The 16,733-nt window shown below is 72.5% G+C and carries 18 protein-coding genes and 7 tRNA genes; 14 read left to right on the top strand and 11 right to left on the bottom strand.

The features are described from left to right. Positions 1 to 320 precede the first annotated feature (320 nt). Positions 321 to 1,550, top strand: a complete 1,230-nt coding sequence (gene cobA, locus ACFRMN_RS32835; RefSeq protein WP_383026591.1) for a uroporphyrinogen-III C-methyltransferase — start codon at positions 321 to 323, stop codon at positions 1,548 to 1,550. A 43-nt stretch (positions 1,551 to 1,593) separates the two neighbouring features. Further along, a complete protein-coding gene (locus ACFRMN_RS32830) occupies positions 1,594 to 2,412 on the top strand; it encodes a TrmH family RNA methyltransferase (protein ID WP_383026588.1) in 819 nt (272 codons plus the stop codon). A 21-nt stretch (positions 2,413 to 2,433) separates the two neighbouring features. Here ACFRMN_RS32830 and ACFRMN_RS32825 read toward each other — a convergent pair whose 3' ends face one another. After that, complete coding sequence (locus ACFRMN_RS32825; RefSeq protein WP_383026604.1) at positions 2,434 to 3,654, bottom strand: serine/threonine-protein kinase; 1,221 nt, start codon at positions 3,652 to 3,654, stop codon at positions 2,434 to 2,436. 205 nt (positions 3,655 to 3,859) lie between these two features. Between ACFRMN_RS32825 and ACFRMN_RS32820 the strand changes: the two genes are divergently transcribed. The 4 genes from ACFRMN_RS32820 to ACFRMN_RS32805 all read left to right on the top strand — a co-directional run bounded on the left by ACFRMN_RS32820 (position 3,860) and on the right by ACFRMN_RS32805 (position 6,171). Further along, the gene (locus tag ACFRMN_RS32820; protein WP_383026602.1) at positions 3,860 to 4,129 is read left to right on the top strand and encodes a hypothetical protein; all 270 of its coding nucleotides are present in this window, start codon (positions 3,860 to 3,862) and stop codon (positions 4,127 to 4,129) included. Positions 4,130 to 4,318: 189 nt separating this feature from the next. Beyond that, the gene (locus ACFRMN_RS32815) at positions 4,319 to 4,525 is read left to right on the top strand and encodes a hypothetical protein (RefSeq protein WP_030355447.1); all 207 of its coding nucleotides are present in this window, start codon (positions 4,319 to 4,321) and stop codon (positions 4,523 to 4,525) included. 187 nt (positions 4,526 to 4,712) lie between these two features. Next, complete coding sequence (locus ACFRMN_RS32810) at positions 4,713 to 5,783, top strand: phosphotransferase family protein (RefSeq protein WP_383026585.1); 1,071 nt, start codon at positions 4,713 to 4,715, stop codon at positions 5,781 to 5,783. A 79-nt stretch (positions 5,784 to 5,862) separates the two neighbouring features. Further along, positions 5,863 to 6,171, top strand: coding sequence for a zf-TFIIB domain-containing protein (locus ACFRMN_RS32805; protein WP_383026582.1), 309 nt, complete (start codon positions 5,863 to 5,865; stop codon positions 6,169 to 6,171). 53 nt (positions 6,172 to 6,224) lie between these two features. On the opposite strand, the gene ACFRMN_RS32800 is transcribed toward ACFRMN_RS32805, so the two are convergent. The 5 genes from ACFRMN_RS32800 to ACFRMN_RS32780 form a co-directional block, all read right to left on the bottom strand. Then, positions 6,225 to 6,296 (bottom strand) — tRNA-Val (locus ACFRMN_RS32800). A gap of 23 nt (positions 6,297 to 6,319) precedes the next feature. Beyond that, positions 6,320 to 6,391, bottom strand: a tRNA-Val gene (locus tag ACFRMN_RS32795). A gap of 21 nt (positions 6,392 to 6,412) precedes the next feature. Then, positions 6,413 to 6,484: transfer RNA gene (locus ACFRMN_RS32790), tRNA-Val, on the bottom strand. Position 6,485: 1 nt separating this feature from the next. Then, positions 6,486 to 6,559, bottom strand: a tRNA-Cys gene (locus ACFRMN_RS32785). Between the two features lie 38 nt (positions 6,560 to 6,597). Continuing rightward, a tRNA-Gly gene (locus ACFRMN_RS32780) sits at positions 6,598 to 6,670 on the bottom strand. A gap of 155 nt (positions 6,671 to 6,825) precedes the next feature. Here ACFRMN_RS32780 and ACFRMN_RS32775 point away from each other — a divergent pair. From ACFRMN_RS32775 to ACFRMN_RS32765, 3 genes are all read left to right on the top strand, one after another. Continuing rightward, positions 6,826 to 7,881, top strand: coding sequence for a chorismate-binding protein (locus ACFRMN_RS32775; protein WP_383026580.1), 1,056 nt, complete (start codon positions 6,826 to 6,828; stop codon positions 7,879 to 7,881). Next, positions 7,882 to 8,703: an aminotransferase class IV gene (locus tag ACFRMN_RS32770; protein WP_383026577.1), complete on the top strand. Its 822-nt coding sequence runs from the start codon at positions 7,882 to 7,884 to the stop codon at positions 8,701 to 8,703. A 71-nt stretch (positions 8,704 to 8,774) separates the two neighbouring features. Beyond that, a complete protein-coding gene (locus tag ACFRMN_RS32765; protein WP_383026574.1) occupies positions 8,775 to 9,614 on the top strand; it encodes a GNAT family N-acetyltransferase in 840 nt (279 codons plus the stop codon). Between the two features lie 27 nt (positions 9,615 to 9,641). Here ACFRMN_RS32765 and ACFRMN_RS32760 read toward each other — a convergent pair whose 3' ends face one another. Beyond that, positions 9,642 to 10,154 (bottom strand): DsbA family protein, encoded by a 513-nt coding sequence (locus tag ACFRMN_RS32760; RefSeq protein WP_383026571.1) that lies wholly within the window; start codon positions 10,152 to 10,154, stop codon positions 9,642 to 9,644. Between the two features lie 225 nt (positions 10,155 to 10,379). Here ACFRMN_RS32760 and ACFRMN_RS32755 point away from each other — a divergent pair, with 225 nt between their 5' ends. Then, the gene (locus ACFRMN_RS32755) at positions 10,380 to 10,829 is read left to right on the top strand and encodes a hypothetical protein (RefSeq protein ID WP_383026599.1); all 450 of its coding nucleotides are present in this window, start codon (positions 10,380 to 10,382) and stop codon (positions 10,827 to 10,829) included. Between the two features lie 177 nt (positions 10,830 to 11,006). Next, complete coding sequence (locus tag ACFRMN_RS32750) at positions 11,007 to 11,159, top strand: hypothetical protein (RefSeq protein WP_249951066.1); 153 nt, start codon at positions 11,007 to 11,009, stop codon at positions 11,157 to 11,159. A gap of 6 nt (positions 11,160 to 11,165) precedes the next feature. Here the strand turns inward: ACFRMN_RS32750 and ACFRMN_RS32745 are convergent, their stop codons facing one another. Both ACFRMN_RS32745 and ACFRMN_RS32740 read right to left on the bottom strand, forming a co-directional pair. Continuing rightward, positions 11,166 to 11,741: a CGNR zinc finger domain-containing protein gene (locus ACFRMN_RS32745; protein WP_383026568.1), complete on the bottom strand. Its 576-nt coding sequence runs from the start codon at positions 11,739 to 11,741 to the stop codon at positions 11,166 to 11,168. A gap of 209 nt (positions 11,742 to 11,950) precedes the next feature. Next, on the bottom strand, positions 11,951 to 12,364 hold the full coding sequence (locus tag ACFRMN_RS32740; RefSeq protein WP_003959770.1) for an SsgA family sporulation/cell division regulator: 414 nt from the start codon (positions 12,362 to 12,364) through the stop codon (positions 11,951 to 11,953). A gap of 190 nt (positions 12,365 to 12,554) precedes the next feature. Between ACFRMN_RS32740 and ACFRMN_RS32735 the strand changes: the two genes are divergently transcribed. Both ACFRMN_RS32735 and ACFRMN_RS32730 read left to right on the top strand, forming a co-directional pair. Further along, a complete protein-coding gene (locus tag ACFRMN_RS32735) occupies positions 12,555 to 13,025 on the top strand; it encodes a TIGR02611 family protein (protein WP_383026565.1) in 471 nt (156 codons plus the stop codon). Positions 13,026 to 13,079: 54 nt separating this feature from the next. Further along, positions 13,080 to 13,151: transfer RNA gene (locus ACFRMN_RS32730), tRNA-Val, on the top strand. A gap of 60 nt (positions 13,152 to 13,211) precedes the next feature. Here ACFRMN_RS32730 and ACFRMN_RS32725 read toward each other — a convergent pair. After that, a complete protein-coding gene (locus ACFRMN_RS32725; protein WP_383026562.1) occupies positions 13,212 to 15,716 on the bottom strand; it encodes an SCO7613 C-terminal domain-containing membrane protein in 2,505 nt (834 codons plus the stop codon). 124 nt (positions 15,717 to 15,840) lie between these two features. Between ACFRMN_RS32725 and ACFRMN_RS32720 the strand changes: the two genes are divergently transcribed. Next, a tRNA-Val gene (locus tag ACFRMN_RS32720) sits at positions 15,841 to 15,912 on the top strand. An 82-nt stretch (positions 15,913 to 15,994) separates the two neighbouring features. Here ACFRMN_RS32720 and ACFRMN_RS32715 read toward each other — a convergent pair. Then, positions 15,995 to 16,729, bottom strand: coding sequence for an exonuclease domain-containing protein (locus ACFRMN_RS32715; protein ID WP_383026560.1), 735 nt, complete (start codon positions 16,727 to 16,729; stop codon positions 15,995 to 15,997). Positions 16,730 to 16,733: the final 4 nt, after the last annotated feature.

The following is a 16,733-nucleotide window of genomic DNA, read 5'->3' as shown; positions in this document are numbered from 1 at the left end:
GCGTCGCAGCACGCGCGAAGCGCGGTGACCACGCGACGGAGTCGCAAATCGATCGCAGCGCAGTCCGGACACGCACCTCCGCAGGCCCCGGCACCCGGCACCAGACCAACGCACCCGCACCACGACCCACGCACCCGCACCAAGACGCACGCACCCGCACCCGCACCCCCGCCGAAGGCACCCCGCCGTAAGCTGGACGCCCAACCACACCGCACACACCGCACCCCACCAGCCACTTCACGCCCGCCCCCGCCCCCGCCCTGCACCCGCACCCGCACCCGCCCCCGCAACCCCGCCCCGCCCGAGGAGCCCCCACCCACATGCCCGAGCACGCCGAGCACTCGCACCCCGCCTACCCCGTCGGACTCCGCCTCGCCGGGCGGCGCGTCGTCGTCCTCGGCGGCGGCCAGGTCGCGCAGCGCCGGCTGCCCGCGCTCATCGCGGCCGGCGCGGACATCGTGCTGGTCTCGCCGTCCGCGAAACCCTCCGTCGAGGCCATGGCGGCGGCCGGCGAGATCCGCTGGGAGCGCCGGCGCTACGAAGAGGGCGACCTCGCCGACGCCTGGTACGTCCTCGTCGCGTCCAGCGACGACGATGCCAACCGCACCGCCTCCGCCGAGGCCGAGCGCCGTCGCGTCTGGTGCGTACGCAGCGACGACGCGGAGGCCGCCACCGCCTGGACGCCCGCCACCGGCCGCAGCGAGGGCCTTACCGTCGCCGTGCTCACCGGGCGTGACCCGCGCCGCTCCGCCGCCGTGCGGGACGCCATCGTCGAGGGGCTGCGCGACGGCACGCTGGCCGCCCCGCACCGTCGCAGCCGTACCCCCGGCGTCGCCCTCGTCGGTGGCGGCCCCGGCGACCCGGATCTGATCACCGTGCGCGGCCGCAGGCTCCTCGCCGAGGCGGATGTCGTGATCGCCGACCGTCTCGGCCCGCGTGATCTGCTGGACGAACTGCCGCCGCACGTCGAGGTGATCGACGCCGCGAAGATCCCGTACGGCCGCGCCATGGCCCAGGAGGCGATCAACGACGCGCTGATCGAGCACGCCAAGGCGGGCAAGGCCGTGGTCCGGCTCAAGGGGGGCGACCCGTTCGTGTTCGGACGGGGTATGGAGGAGGCACACGCGCTGGCCGCGGCCGGTATCCCGTGCACGGTCGTGCCCGGCATCTCCAGCTCCATCAGCGTGCCGGGGGCGGTCGGAATCCCCGTCACGCACCGTGGGGTCGCCCACGAGTTCACTGTCGTCAGCGGGCATGTCGCCCCGGACGACGACCGTTCGCTCGTCGACTGGGCCGCGCTCGCCCGGCTCCGTGGGACGCTCGTCCTGCTGATGGCCGTGGACAAGATCGGCGCGATCGCCCAGGCGCTCGTGGAGCACGGCAGGGCGCCCGGAACCCCGGTCGCCCTGGTGCAGGAGGGCACCACGGCCTCCCAGCGACGGGTCGACGCCACGCTCGCGACGGTCGCGGAGGTCGTGCGGACGGAGGAGGTCCGGCCCCCGGCCGTCATCGTGATCGGCGAGGTCGTCACGCTGGGGGACGGCACGTAGGTCCTGTCCGCCCACCCCTCACCCGACAAGGCTGTGTCACCCCGTGGCTGAACTCATCACCATCGACGACCCCGACGACCCGCGCCTGCGCGACTACACCGGTCTGACCGATGTCGAGCTGCGCCGCAGACGCGAGCCCGCCGAAGGGCTGTTCATCGCCGAGGGCGAGAAGGTCATCCGGCGGGCCGGCCAGGCCGGCTACCCGATGCGGTCGATGCTGCTCTCGGCCAAGTGGGTCGACACCATGCGGGACATCATCGACGAGGCCACGGCCCCGGTGTACGCGGTCAGCCCCGAGCTGGCCGAACGGGTCACCGGCTACCACGTGCACCGCGGCGCCCTCGCCTCCATGGCGCGTAAGCCGTTGCCCGCGGTGGATGAGGTGCTCCGTACGGCACGACGCGTCGCCGTCATGGAGGCGGTCAACGACCACACCAATATCGGCGCGATCTTCCGCAGCGCCGCCGCCCTCGGCATGGACGCCGTCCTGCTCTCCCCGGACTGCGCGGATCCGCTCTACCGCCGCTCGGTGAAGGTCTCGATGGGCGCGGTGTTCTCCGTGCCGTACGCCCGGCTCGACGGCTGGCCCCGGGCGCTGGACACCGTACGGGAGGCGGGCTTCCAACTGCTGGCGCTCACCCCCGACGAGCGGGCGGTCCCGATGGACGAGGTCGCTCCGCACCGGCTGGAGCGTGTCGCGCTGATGCTGGGCGCGGAGGGCGCCGGGCTGTCCGGGCGTGCGCTCGGCGCCGCCGACACCTGGGTCCGTATCCCCATGGCGCACGGCGTGGACTCGCTGAACGTCGGCGCGGCGGCGGCGGTCGCCTTCTACGCGGTCACGACGGGCCGCCCGGAGAACTGACGTCCGGGCGGGCCGTACGGCTCAGAGCTGCTGGGCCGCCGCGATGCCCAGTGCGACGATCAGGGTCACGACGACGAAGACGATCAGCCGCTGCCGCAGCAGGCGGGGGTTGGCGGGCCGCAGCTTGCCCGAGCTCGTCCGCGCTCCGGGCTTCGGCCGGCCGCTGCCCGTACGCGAGGCGCCGCGGGACCGCGGGGGGCGCGGCGAGCCGTTGCGGGGGGAGGAGCCGCCGGTACGGGATGAGGAGCCCGTGCTCCGGGAGGGCCCGGGACGCGACGCCGGGCCGCCGGAGGCTCCCGGCGTACGGCTCGGCGCGCCGTGTCCGGCGGTCCGCTCCGTATAACGCTCGGTCAGCCGGCCGGTCGGCAGCTCCTGCCCGCTCCGCGTCCGCTGTACGGGCGGCCGGTTCTCCGGGAGCCCCTGGGCCTCCCGCGCCGCGATCTCCTTGAGCCGCATCGAGAGCTGGAGCGTGCTGGGACGTTCCTCCGGGTCCTTGGCCAGACAGGCCCGCACGAGCGGCGCGAGCGCGTCCGGCATCCCGTCGAGATGAGCCTCCTCGTGGACCACCCGGTAGAGCATGACCTCGGAACTGCCGTGCCCGAACGGGGAATCGGCGGTCGCCGCGTACGCCAGCGTGGCGCCCAGCGAGAACACGTCCGTGGCCGGAGTGACCGCCGCGCCGCGCACCTGCTCCGGTGCGAGGAAGCCGGGTGATCCGACCGCGGTGCCGACATGCGTCAGCGTGCTCGCGCCCGTCGCCCAGGCGATGCCGAAGTCGATGATGCGCGGGCCCTTGGGCGAGAGCAGGATGTTCGACGGCTTGAGGTCGCGGTGTACGACGCCCGCCTCGTGCACGGCCACCAGCCCCTCGGAGAGCGCGGCACCCACCGAGGCGACCTCGGCCGCGGAGAGCGGGCCCTCCTCGTTGACCTTGTCGTGCAGTGAGGGGCCCGGCACATACTGGGTGGCGAACCACGGGCGGTCCGCGTCGAGATCCGCGGCCACCAGCCGAGCCGTACAGCCGCCCCGGATCCGCCGCGCGGCGGAGACCTCGCGGGCGAACCGCGACCGGAACTCCTGATCCTCGGCCAGATCCGGCCGGATCACCTTCAGCGCGACCCGCTGACCGCGCCGGTCGGAGCCCAGATACACGACCCCCATCCCGCCGGCGCCCAGCCGACGGTGGATCCTGAACGAACCGACGACACGCGGGTCCTCGCGCCGGAGCCGCATCATCGCCATGTCCATCCCCGCTGCCCGGTCGTCCGTGTGACGTGGCACAGCTTACGTACCCGCGCCCCGGCGCGCTCATAGGCCGCGCCCTCGCGCACCGACCGATTGTCAGTGCCGGGTGGGAAACTTGAGTGGTGGTCAGGGGAGTGGCGGAGCCCAGGTCCTCAGGCCCGTGCGTGATCTCAAAGGTCTGACGCAGAAGGGGGATTGGATCGTGAAGGGTGACCGGGTGGAGATAGTCGTGGACGCGGGGGACACGACACGGACCTACGAAGTGGTGGCGAGCCGGGCGGGCCGCAGGGTGGAGACCGCGGTGCGCCGGGGAGTGGTGGAAGTGAGCGAAGTCACCCGCGGTGGAGGGGTGGTCAGAACGGCGCGGTTCATGGCCACGCGGGTTCTCGCGCTGGTCGAGCAGCCGGTGCCCCGGGGGGAGCCCTCGGAGCGCTCCGAGGAGCGTCCCTTCCGGGATGACCCCGGGAGCTAGACCCGTCTCTCCACCCAGGGGAGTACGTGACGGGCGTCCGGCTCATCCTCCGGGAGGCCCGGCAATCGGTACGCGGGCATGACGACCGGGGCCCGCCGGATCCCTAATGTTGAGGTCAAGCGGCGGGTGAAGCACTCGTCCCCCGAGGTCACACACTCGCCGCGCTCGGAACAGGACAGGAGAGGGACCATGGCGGACACGGCATCGCGGGCGATGATCCGCACGCAGGGACGCAAGGCGTTCGCCGCGTTCGGCGGGCGCCGGTCCGGCACCCGCCACCCCCTGGTGGCGACCGCCATGGTCCTTCCTCTGGCAGCCCTGCTGGTGGTCGTCTTCGGCGGCTGGGAAGCAGTGGTGACACAAGCGTCGTCCGTGGGCGTGATGCTGGGGCGCTGAGCGGCGCTTCGGATCCGGGAGAGCGGCCCGGGTCGGGGACATCCGGCCAACAACCCCGTGGGGACGGGGGTGCGGCGGACGGCAGCGTTTGGCCGGTCAGCTGGGGAGCTGACCGGCCATCGCGCTGTCCGGGCCCGGTTCCCCCGCCGTACGCTCGGCACGGAACACCACGCATCCGGGGGCCTCCATGACCGCATCCGTCGTACGCGCACTGGGCCTCGTCGCCCACGACACCGCACACCCGGCGGTGCGCTCCGCGGACCCGGCGGGCTGCCGGGCCTGCGGCCGGGGAAGCACCGTGCTCGCCGACCGGCCGGACGGGACGGTCGTACGGCACGGCGAGATCGTCGCCAAGGCCCACGCCGACGGTACGGACCCGGCCGGGCACCGCGTCAGGCTGGCCATCGCCGCACATCCCCTGCTCACCGGAGTTCTGCTGCCACCGCTTCCGGCCGCCGCCGAGGAACTGCGCGGCCGGCCGGTGACCGCGTGGCCGTACGGCACCCCGGTCGACCCCGCCGACCCCGACGCCGCCCCCTGGGAGCAGGCCGGCACGCTCATCGCCCGGCTGCACGCCCTGCCGCTCGCGGCACTGTCCGAAGCCGTGGCCGAGGCCGGTGCGGCGGTGGGAGTCGAAGCCGCGGCGGCAGCCGGAGCCGGAGCGCGGGCCCCCACCGGTTCGGGCTCCGGCCACCGGCTGCCGTACATGCGGGGACCCGCCAAGGCCGCCCGCGCCGTCGCCCGGATGCGCGCCGCGGGACCGCACCCCGCCGCCGTTCCCGTGGAGCGCGCCTGGCAGCGCCTGCCCGCCTGGGCCCGTGGCGAGGCGCGCCCGCCCGGACCGTACGCCCTGTGCCACGGCGATCTGCACCTGGGCCAGCTCGTACGCCACCCGGCTCCGGACGGCCCCTGGCTGCTCATCGATGTCGACGACCTCGGACTGGGCGACCCGGCCTGGGACTTGGCCCGCCCCGCCGCCTGGTACGCGGCGGGACTGCTGCCCCCCGAGACCTGGCTGCGCTTCCTCGGCGGCTACCGGTCCGCGCGCGGCCCCGCCGTGCCCGCCGCCCCCGACGCGGATCCCTGGCCCCGGCTGGATGTCGCGGCCCGCGCCCTCACCGTGCAGACCGCCGCGCTGGCCATCGCCAAGTCCAGCGCGGAGGGCCGGGATCCGGACGAGGCCGGCATGCTGATGATCGACGCCTGTACGCGGATAGCCGACCTCGCAACCGAGTTGGCGCCCGGGGCGTCGTCGTAGGGTGAGGCCACACATGAACCCACGGCCGCCGGGAGCGCGTTACGGCGATCCCGGATGAATGGCGAGGAGCGAGCAGACCATGCAGTGTCCCAAGTGCCACGCGGCGATGCACACATACAACCGCAACGGTGTCCAGATAGAGCAGTGCAGCGGCTGCCGGGGAATCTTCCTCGACTACGGCGAGCTGGAGTCCCTGACGCGCCTGGAGTCGCAGTGGTCGCAGCAGGCGCCGCCCGTACAGCAGGCCCCGCCCCCGCCTCCGCAGGCGTACCCCGCCACCCCCGCTCCCGCCTGGGGCGCGCCTCAGCACGGCGGCGGCCATTACGGCGGTCACCACGGCGGGCACCACCGTCAGAAGAGCTTCGGACGGATGCTCTTCTCCTCCTGAGCAGGGATATGACGAAGCCCCCGGCCATGGAGACGGCCGGGGGCTTCGGGCAGTGCGCGATACTGGGATTGAACCAGTGACCTCTTCCGTGTCAGGGAAGCGCTCTCCCGCTGAGCTAATCGCGCAGGTAGAACCCGCGTGTACTGCGTGCGCGATACTGGGATTGAACCAGTGACCTCTTCCGTGTCAGGGAAGCGCTCTCCCGCTGAGCTAATCGCGCGGGGAATCCGGATGGATCCAGTGGACGATACTGGGATTGAACCAGTGACCTCTTCCGTGTCAGGGAAGCGCTCTCCCGCTGAGCTAATCGTCCTTGGAGGTGGAGACGGGATTTGAACCCGTGTAGACGGCTTTGCAGGCCGTTGCCTCGCCTCTCGGCCACTCCACCCAGGAGTACGGGGGCTCGGGAAGGGTCCCCCATATTCGAGCGGACGACCAGGTTCGAACTGGCGACCTCAACCTTGGCAAGGTTGCGCTCTACCAACTGAGCTACGTCCGCGTATCGGTTCCGGTCCGTCGTACGGCCCGGCGACGTGTTGAACTCTAGCGGATTCCGGGGCCAGCACAAAAACGCGTTTCCGCAGCGTGCTGGGGTGCGTTCGCCGTACGTTCAGCCCGGAGCGGACCAATGGAGGCTGTTCTAGACTCGCAAGCGTGCACGACCTCGCTCCTTTGGCCCGCTTCGGCGGCCTTGTCGCCTTCGGTCTGCGGGATGTCACCCATGATCCGGAAGCGCTCGACTCCGCCGGGTTCTGGGCCGTCGCCGCGGACTTCGAGGGCCGTCTCACCTGCGCTCGCTTCGACGAGGTACGGACGGAGCCGGTGCCCGTACCCGTGCCGGGGCAGTGGCGTGGACCCGCCGCCGATGACTGGACGTCGTCGCTCGACCGCGACGCGTACACCAAGGGTGTCCGCCGGATCCGTGAGTACATCGCGGCGGGCGATGTGTACCAGGTCAACCTCTGCCGGGTGCTCTCCGCGCCGCTGCCCGCTCCGGACACGGCCGATGTCGACGCACTGACAGCGCTGCTCGCGCGCGACAACCCCGCTCCGTACGCCGGGACGATCCGGCTGCCCGCGCACGGCGTGGAGATCGCGACCGCCTCGCCCGAGCTGTATCTGAGCAGGGCCGGCCGTACCGTCGAGTCCGGTCCGATCAAGGGCACCGCCCGCACCGCGGAAGAGATGCTGGAGAAGGATCACGCCGAGAACGTGATGATCGTGGACCTCGTCCGCAATGACCTGGGCCGCGTCTGCGCCACCGGATCCGTGACGGTCCCCGCGCTCTGCGCGGTCGAGCCGCACCCCGGGCTGGTCCATCTCGTCTCGACCGTACGGGGCGAACTCGACGGGAACGCGGGCTGGCCGCGGCTGCTGCCCGCCACGTTCCCGCCCGGCTCGGTCAGCGGCGCCCCCAAGTCCAGCGCCCTGCGGATCATCGAAGAGCTGGAGACCGCCCCGCGCGGCCCTTACTGCGGCGGTATCGGCTGGGTCGACGCCGACCGCGGCACGGCGGCGCTGGCGGTCGGGATCCGTACCTTCTGGATCGACCGCGACGCGGCCCCGGGACCCGTCCTGCGCTTCGGCGCAGGAGCGGGCATCACCTGGGGATCCGACCCCGAGGGGGAGTGGGCGGAGACCGAGCTGAAGGCCGCCCGGCTGCTCGCGATAGCGTCGGGCGCGTACGAAGCGAGCGGAAGGACCGGGTAGATGAAGATCTGGGTCAACGGCGGACTGCACATGGCCGAAGGCGCTCTTGTGTCCGTGCTCGATCATGGACTGACCGTGGGGGACGGCATCTTCGAGACGGTCAAGACCGTCCAGGGCCGGCCCTTCGCCCTCACTCGCCATCTGGACCGGCTGAGCCGCTCCGCCCGCGGGCTCGGGCTGCCGGAGCCGGATCTCGACGAGGTACGCCGCGCCTGCGCGGCCGTTCTCGACGCCAACCCGGTGGACCTGGGACGGCTGCGGATCACCTACACCGGCGGACTCTCCCCGCTCGGTTCCGACCGGGGCGAGGCGGGCCCGACCCTGGTCGTCGCCGTCGGCGGGACGAAGCGCCGCCCCGACACCACCGCCGCCATCACCGTCCCCTGGACGCGCAACGAACGCGGCGCGGTGACCGGCCTCAAGACCACCTCGTACGCGGAGAACGTCGTCGCCCTCGCGAGGGCGCGGGAACAAGGCGCGAGCGAGGCGCTTTTCGCCAATACCGTCGGCGCGCTCTGCGAGGGCACGGGCTCCAATGTCTTCGTCGTCCTCGACGGCGAGTTGCACACCCCGCCGCTCGCGTCCGGCTGCCTCGCCGGTATCACCCGGGCCCTGACGGCCGAGTGGTGCGGTGCCCATGAGACGGATCTGCCGCTGGACGTCCTGGAGCGCGCGGAGGAGATCTTCCTGACCTCCACGCTGCGCGACGTACAGGCGGTCTACCGTCTTGACGACCGTCAACTGTCCGCCGCCCCGGGGCCGGTGACCACCAAGGCGATGCGCGTCTTCGAGGAGCGGGCAGGCGCCGACCTGGATCCCTGAGGCCCGGTGAACGGCGCGGCCGGTCCGAAAAACGGATGACTCCGCGCCACGCGACGGGTACAACTCCCCTGATGACCACCACCCTGCGGCCGACCGGGCCGCTTCAGCAAACCGACGACGGCGGGAAGTCACGCTCCTACGAGGTCTGCGTGAACAGCCGCCCCGTCGGCACGATCGAACTCGCCACGGACCCCAACTTCGGGCACACGGCCGGGATCATCCAGGCTCTGCGCATCGATGAACCGGACCGCAGGCGCGGCCGGGGCACCGTCGCCGCGCTCGCCACCGAGGAGGTTCTGCGCGGCTGGGGCTGCGGCCAGGTGCTGGCCTCCGTACCGCCCGACGCGGTCCCCGCGCTCCGCCTGCTGGAGTCCCTGGGCTACACCGAGCGCAGCCGCAACATGGCCAAGCCGGTGCCGCCCCGGGCTCCGGAGCTCCCGGCGGATGTCGAGGGCCGTCCGATGAACGACGCGGAATACGAGATCTGGCAGGCACAGGCCCTCGACGATTACGCGCGCAACTGGATGGCCCGGGGCGTGCCGCCCGAGCAGGCCCGCGCCAAGGCGGAGACGAGCCACCGCGAGATCCTTCCCGAGGGCCTGGCCACCCCCGGCGTCTCGATCACCGTCCTCGTCCACGCGGGAACCGTCGTCGGCCATGTCTGGGTGGCGCCGGGCGAGGTGAGTCCCGGCGAGTGGGGTTCGTGGGTGTTCGACGTGGCGGTGGCCGAGGACCAGCGCGGCAAGGGCTACGGCCGCGCACTGATGCTGCTCGCCGAGCGGGCGGCGCTGGAGACCGGGGACAGCCTGCTCGGACTGCATGTGTTCGCGAACAACACCCCGGCGATCCGGCTGTACGAATCGCTCCAGTACGCCACCACGAACCGCAACTTCTTCAAGCAGCTGCTCTGAGCGCCGCCCCACCTATCCGCGAGGCCTCTAAGCGCTCGCCAGCAGCCGGTCCGCGATCTCCTCGATGCGCCCGCGCAGCCCTTCCTGGCTCTTGCCGCCGTCCAGCCGCTCGTCCCCGATGACATACGTGGGGGTGCCGGTGACCCCGATCGCCTTGCCCTCGGCCTGGTCGGCGTCGACGGCCAGGAGGTGCCGGCCGTCGATCAGCGCGGTGTCGAACTCCTCGGCGTCCAGCCCCAGCTCGCGCGCCACCTCCAGCAGGACGGGTTCCCCCTTGGCCGCCAGCTCCGCCGTCCTGGCGAGTACGGCTTCGACGTACGGCCAGCCGCGCCCCTGCTCCGCGGCTTCCTCGGCGGCCTGTGCGGCGGCGTACGCGTGCTTGTGCTTCTCCAGGGGGAAGTGCCGCAGCCGCGGCTCCAGCCGGTCCCCGTAACGGGCGCGCAGCGCGCGCAGATCGTCCAGGGCCCGGTGGCAGTCGGGGCACTCAAGGTCGCACCACACGTCGAGGACGACGGGGCGGTTGGCGGGGGAGTCGTTCATGGGGCCAGTCTTCCAGCCCGTCGTACCCCGGCCGACCGGGACCCGGGACCGGGACCTGGGACCGGGACCCGGGACCGGGACCTGGGACCTGGGGAGGAGCCCGTCCCCGAGATCTCCCCCAGATCCTCCCGGCCTCGCCCCGCACCGTGGCCCTACCGGGTCGCGAGGTGCAGGATGGAGAGCGAGAAGTGTTCGGCCGATGAAGCGCTCTGCCTGGAGGACCTGATGATTGCCGAGACCATTTGCGCAGCGGTGTCAGCAGCGGGCCTGGGCATCGCCGCGATCACGGCGTACCGGAAGCGCTTCCTCGCCGCGGCACGCATCGCCGCCTATTCGCTGGTGCCGGTGGCGCTGGCGATGACCGGCATCGTGAAGTGGGCCGCCAACACGGCGTTCAGCCCGATGGCGTGGGCGGGCTTCGGGGTCCTCGCGATCGCGTGGCTGCTCTTCATGACCACCCGGGCGGTGGAGCGCCGGCGCGGTGGCACGCGCAAGGAGCGCAGGGCCGCGGCGAAGGCCGCGCGCCAGGGAGCCGCGGTCGAACCCGCCGCGTCCGCGCCCTCACTGGGCCCCGGCACCCGGCCGGCCGCTCAGCCCAAGGCCAAGCAGCCCGCGGCGAAGCCCGGTGACGACTTCAGCGACATCGAGGCCATCCTCAAGAAGCACGGCATCTAGGCCCTCGCGGGGTGACCGGAGCGCACTCCCCGTTTCCGGGAGTGCGGGGCAGCATCGCAGGTGAGACGGGATTCGGCGGGATTTCGGGGATGTTTTCCACGGAATATGATGAACTCCCGCCCCGAGGACGCGTGTTGGTCAACGGCCCGGTTCGGGGTACGTCATGATCGCCCCGAGATGCTCGATACCTCACGGGGTGAACCCCCCGCACCCACCGATGAGCAGCGCGGTTGTCTTTTCGCGCTCTCCCAGCCGCCGTTGATGATCTTCCTGGCGGTGATCGGCTCGCTGCTGCTGATGGCGGCGGTGCACGATCTCTTTCTGCTGTGAGCGCCGTCAGCCGGCCGCCGCTTCCTTGCGGCGTGCCCGGTACGCGGCCACATGCAGTCGGTTGCCGCAGGTGCGGCTGTCGCAGTAACGGCGCGAGCGGTTCCGCGACAGGTCGACGAACGCGTGCCCGCAGTCCGGGGCCTCGCAGCGGCGCAGCCGTTCCTGTTCCCCGGCCACGACCATGAACGCCAGTGCCATGCCGCAGTCGGCGGCGAGATGATCGGCGACGGAGGCGCCCGGCGCGAAGTAGTGCACATGCCAGTCGTAGCCGTCGTGATCGGTCAGCTGCGGCGTCGTCCCCGCGGCGGCGACCAGCTGATTGATCAGATCGGCCGCGGAGCGCGGGTCCGGCGTCGCGAAGACCTCCGCGAACCGGGCCCGTACGTCCAGTACGGCCCGCAGATCGCGGTTGCCGAGATCACCCACCCCGCTGATGTCATGGCTCCGTACGAAGCCGTACAGCGCCTCGATGTCCCCGAGCCCGTCCGTAGCGCCGGCGCCGCCCGAATCCTCCTCCGGTGCGGTGTTCACCAGATCGACAACCGTGTCGAGGGCGATCCGGGTGTCGTGTGGAATCAGCACGATCCGCTCCCTGGCCTGCCGCGGGCCGGTGCCCGCCGAATCCCGCCGACTTTAGTCGCTGCCCGCGCCGGACGGGGCCGGGTCGCGAACGCACCGGCGCCGTCGTCGCGGTGGGTTCCGCGGCGACGGCGCCGGTGTCCTCCGTATGCGGTTGTCCGCGCGGCGCCGTCTCCCCGAGTCGGACGGCGCCGTGCAGCTCTCTGCCTGGCTCAGCTCTCGGCCAGGATGTGTGAGAGCTCCGTATCGAGATCGAAGTGACGATGCTCGGTGCCGGGTGGCACCGCGGCGTCGGTCCGCTTGAGGAACGACTCCAGGGCCCGCGCCGGGGCCTCAAGCAGGGCTTCGCCCTCTGGGGAGCTCAGAGCGATGCAGACGACGCCCTGACCGTGACTGCGGGACGGCCAGACTCTGACGTCGCCGGTGCCGGTGGGCCGGTGCAGCCCCTCGGCGAGAAGGTCGCGGGCGAAGACCCACTCGACCGTCTCTTCGGCTCCGGTGTGGAAGGTGGCGTGCACGGCATAGGGATCGGCCGTGTCATACCGGAGGCCCGCGGGTACAGGCAGTGAGGACTCGCTCGATACAACGAGGCGCAGGTGCAGCTCGCAGCTGACCGTGGTGTTCATAAGCGCCAGGGCCTTTCGCTCAGTGTGCGCTCGGGGATTCGCACGTCGGCGAAGTCGACATGCCACCTACGGTGCCGTTGTAAACCCCTCTGTCTGTTTTGTGATTCTTCGGGTAGCTCGTACGGCCGTGTGTGACTTCGGGTTATACGGCCATTCCGGTGACGCGGGTGATTCCGGTAGGTTGGGGCTCATGCGTGCGGAGAGTGACGAGCGGGGGCATGTCGTGGCGCCGACGACCGAGCGGCCCGTAGTGGGGGACGTGGCGGAGGGTGGCGCGGCGGATCCGGAGCGTGAGCTCGGGTCCCGTGCGCCCGGATTCATCAAGGCGTCGCGGACGCTCCATCTGAGCTGGCAGGTCGGCGTGTTCGTGGTCGGCCTCGCGGTGGTGATCGCGGGCGTCTCCATGCTCGTACTGCCGGGGCCCGGCTGGTTGGTGATCTTCGGCGGCATGGCGATCTGGGCGACCGAGTTCGTCTGGGCGCAGTTGGTGCTGCGCTGGACCCGGCGCAAGGTCACCGAGGCGGCCCAGAAGGCCCTGGACCCGAAGGTCAGGCGGCGCAACATCATCCTCACCTCCGTCGGTCTGGTGATCATCGCCGTACTGGTCGGGATCTACCTCTGGAAGTTCGGGATCGTCATGCCCTGGAAGATCGACGAGTGACCCGGAACGCGTCCGGGGACGCCGCTGACATGGGGTAATGTGTGCGGTGCGTCCGGGCGATTAGCTCAGTGGGAGAGCGCTTCGTTCACACCGAAGAGGTCACTGGTTCGAACCCAGTATCGCCCACCCGGAACCGAGGCTCCGAAGACCGGCAGGGTCTTCGGAGCCTCGGTCGTTTTTTCCCGCTCACCGCATCCGGCCCAGCGTCCCGCGCAGTCGGCGGGCCTCCCTCAGACGCTGTTCGTACGTCGCCCCCACCGCGAGGAGCAGCAGGCCGGCCAGGGCCGGCGGCAGCCACCGCGGCAGGACGCCCACCAGCTGCGCGACGTACGGCGCCAGCTCGTGCAGCGCGTCCAGGGCGAGCACCGCGCCGCCCAGCACCAGAGGCGCCTGGAGCCGCAGCCGGGCCCCGGTGAGTGTGAGCGCCAGCGCCGCCAGGCCGAGCAGCAGCGGCCTCGGCCAGCCCGGATCGCCCCAGACCGCCAGCAGGCTCGGCAGCAGCGTGGCCGCCAGCCCGGGGCCGTACGCCGTCCATGACGAGGCCTCCGGGGCGCGCCGGCGCCGCAGCAGCCCGACGGCGAGCGCTGGCAGTGTCACCGGCAGCGTGTACGCCTCGGGGGCCGCTACGCCGGACGAGGCCAGCCGCACCCAGGTGGCGAGGACGAAGAGCGCGGTCGCGGCGTACCCGGCCACCCGCCGCCGCTCGGTCCGTACCGCCGTGCCCGCCGCGATCACCCCGCACAGCGCGAGCACCAGCGCCAGCACGGGTGCCCGGCCCGAGGCGAGGACCACGGCGAGCACCGCGGCCCCGGCGGAGGCCAGCTCGATCGGCGGCGCCACCGGATGGCGGCGCAGCCGGGCGCCCAGCAGCGCCACGGCGCCGGGTACGGCGAGGAGCGCCACGGCGGTGCGCTCGGCGGGCAGCCCGATGGCCGGGCAGGCCGCGGCGACCAGCGCGGTCGCGTACCCGACAGCCACGCAGGCGAGGAGCGCGCGCACGGTCGGCGACGGCCGTGAAGCCGCCTGGGTGCCCGCTGCGGCGCCTCGCGCGCGTACCGTCTCCCCGGCTACGGCCGCCCCCGTGAACAGCGCGCACAGCGCCGCGAGCGTCGTCACCGTCGCGGTCCGGGTGGCGAGGGACAGCAGCGACACGGAGACCGAGCCCGCCAGGGCGCAGACCAGCGCGGTGATCGTCACCGCCGTACCCATCGCAGCGCGCGGGCGCACGACGACCGTCGGCACGACCACCGCCAGCAGGGCCGCCGTCAGCGCCAGGGGCGCCGCCACCGCCGCCGGATACCCCAGGTCCAGCGTGGGCGGCGCCACCAGAACGGTGGCCCAGCCGAGCACGACAGCACCGCAGAGCACCGGAACACGCCACTGCCGCCCGCCGTCGGCGGAGTCCGGTGCCCCCGGCGGCAGGCGGTACGCGCCCGCCGCCACCCCGGCCGCGATCAGCAGCACCAGAGGCGCCGTCGGCTGCCCCGCCCACGGAAGATCCACACCGAACGCCGCCCGCGCGCCGCTCGGAGCGCCCGTCCAGATCGCGGTGACCCGGCTCAGCGCGCCCAGCAGCACCACGGCGAGCGCCGGCAGCGTCCACAGGACCGAGGCCGCCCCCACCGCCCCCGCCGCGCCGGCCAGACCCCGTACCACCGCGTGCGGCAGCCGGGTACGTACGACCGTCAGCAGAGCGACCCCGCACAGCAGATACCCGAGCACGGCCCAGCCGTCCGGCACGGCCGTACGGACCGCACCACCGGCCGCCGCGACCGCCGCCAGCCCCGCCGCCCCCGCGCACACGGGCGCCATCCGGCTCGTGCGCCACGCCGCGAACAGCGCGAGCGCCGCCGCCGCGAGCAGCAGTGCCCCGGGCCCGGCCGCGGCGAGCGGTGTCCCGGCCGCCACCGACAGCCAACCACCCGTCAGCAGCGCCGCTCCCGACGTCACGCAGGCGGCGACGATCGCGAAGGACCGCACGGATCCCGGCTTCAGCCGCAGGGCGAGCGCGGTGTCCAGCGCGGCCGTCACCAGGAGCGCCCAGGCCGTCGTCAGCGCGGACGCCTCGACGGCCAGGGAGCCGAGAAACAGCGGGAGTTGGGCCGTCACCACCGCTATGGGCAGCGGAAGCCGGAGCCGGTCGAGTGCCGATCCGTACCCGGCCCAGAGCGCGGCGAGCACGGCGGTGGCGCCCGCCGCGTAGCGCAGGCCGTCCGTCCTGGGCAGCGCCACCTCGTGGAGCGCGTACGCGTCCAGCACCATCAGCGCCAGTCCGAACGCCGCCACGGCCTCCGCGGTCGAGGCGAGCCCGCGGCGCAGCAGCACCGCGGGAACGGTCAGCGCCAGGACCGTGATGACCGTCAGCACCGCCGCCCGGCTGCCCACGCTCAGCTGTCCCCAGCTGACCAGAGTGAACGCGATCGCGGCGACTGTCAGCAGCACCCCGCCCAGTGCGAGCAGCGCGTTCTGCGCGCTCGGCGGGGGTATCTCCCCGGCGGAGCGCGGGGCGGGTGTCGGCCGCGGGCCGGGCGGCACCGGCCGCGCGTACGGCCACGGCGGCGGCGCCGACCGCGCGAGGAGACTCACCAACTGAGCCCTGCGCGCCAGCAACTGGCCCCTGCGCGTGTCGAGTCGGACCAGCTCCTGGTCGATCATCGCCAGCTCCTGGGCGGGCGGCGGAATGTTCTCCATGGACTGGGAGTGTGTCCGGCGCCACACGGTCCGGCATCGGCGCGCGTACTCAGACGCGGGGGTGAGTACGCCGCGTTCGGTTTGAAGGAAGCCCGCGAGGACCTGTATGGTTCAGTCCGTTCCCGGGCGATTAGCTCAGTGGGAGAGCGCTTCGTTCACACCGAAGAGGTCACTGGTTCGAACCCAGTATCGCCCACCGGGAAAGGCCGGTCCGTCGATGACGGACCGGCCTTCGCGCGTTCCGGCCCCCCAGCTCCTGTCCGGCGGATCTTCGTGGATCAGGCCGCCTCGGCGGGCAGTTCGGGCCGCAGGGGCCAGGCCGGATCCGTCGAATCCTCGCCGCCGCGCGAGAACCAGGTCTGCTGCCCCCGGGTCTGCGCCGCGTGCCAGACGGCCTGGAGCGTATGCAACTCCGTTGCGCTCAGCCGCTCCATCCGCGCGGAGAAGCGCCGCCCGACCGCGCGCACGACGTCGAGCGCCGCCTGCGCGGCCAGTTCGCCACCGGTCGCGTCCCGTACCCCGTCCAGCTCGATCTCGTAATGGGCGCAGAGATCGGCGAGCGTACGGCCGCCCTTGCGATAGCGGTCCAGATGGTTGTCGAGGACCAGGGGGTCAAGCACACACAGCGGTACGTTCTGTAGACACTCGGCGAGGGACGAGGCGCGGTGGCGGCGCAGTTCACGGTCGAGGACCGTCAGATCGAACGGCGCGTCCATCACCACGAGCGGCCGGCCCCCCGCGCACTGCCCGGCCAGCGCCCGCGCCATCTCCTCCACCGCCGGCGCCGGCCAGCGGCCGTTGCGGTGCAGGAAATCATCGGTGAGTCCGTGCACCTCGGTGGAGGCCGGGGGCACGGGCACCCCGGGATCGATCAGCCAGCGCGTCACCCGTGGCCGGGCGCCCGCCATGTCCTGGACGACCAGAGCGGCCGAAACGATCCGGTCCTCCTCGACGTCCACCCCCGTCGTCTCGGTGTCGAACGCGGCCAGCGGCCCTTCGTACCAACACGTCATTCCC

Source organism: Streptomyces sp. NPDC056835 (assembly GCF_042789485.1).
Classification (GTDB): Bacteria; Actinomycetota; Actinomycetes; order Streptomycetales; family Streptomycetaceae; genus Streptomyces.
The sequence above is the reverse complement of the archived record's forward strand: the minus strand, read 5'-3'. Positions and strand labels throughout refer to the sequence as shown.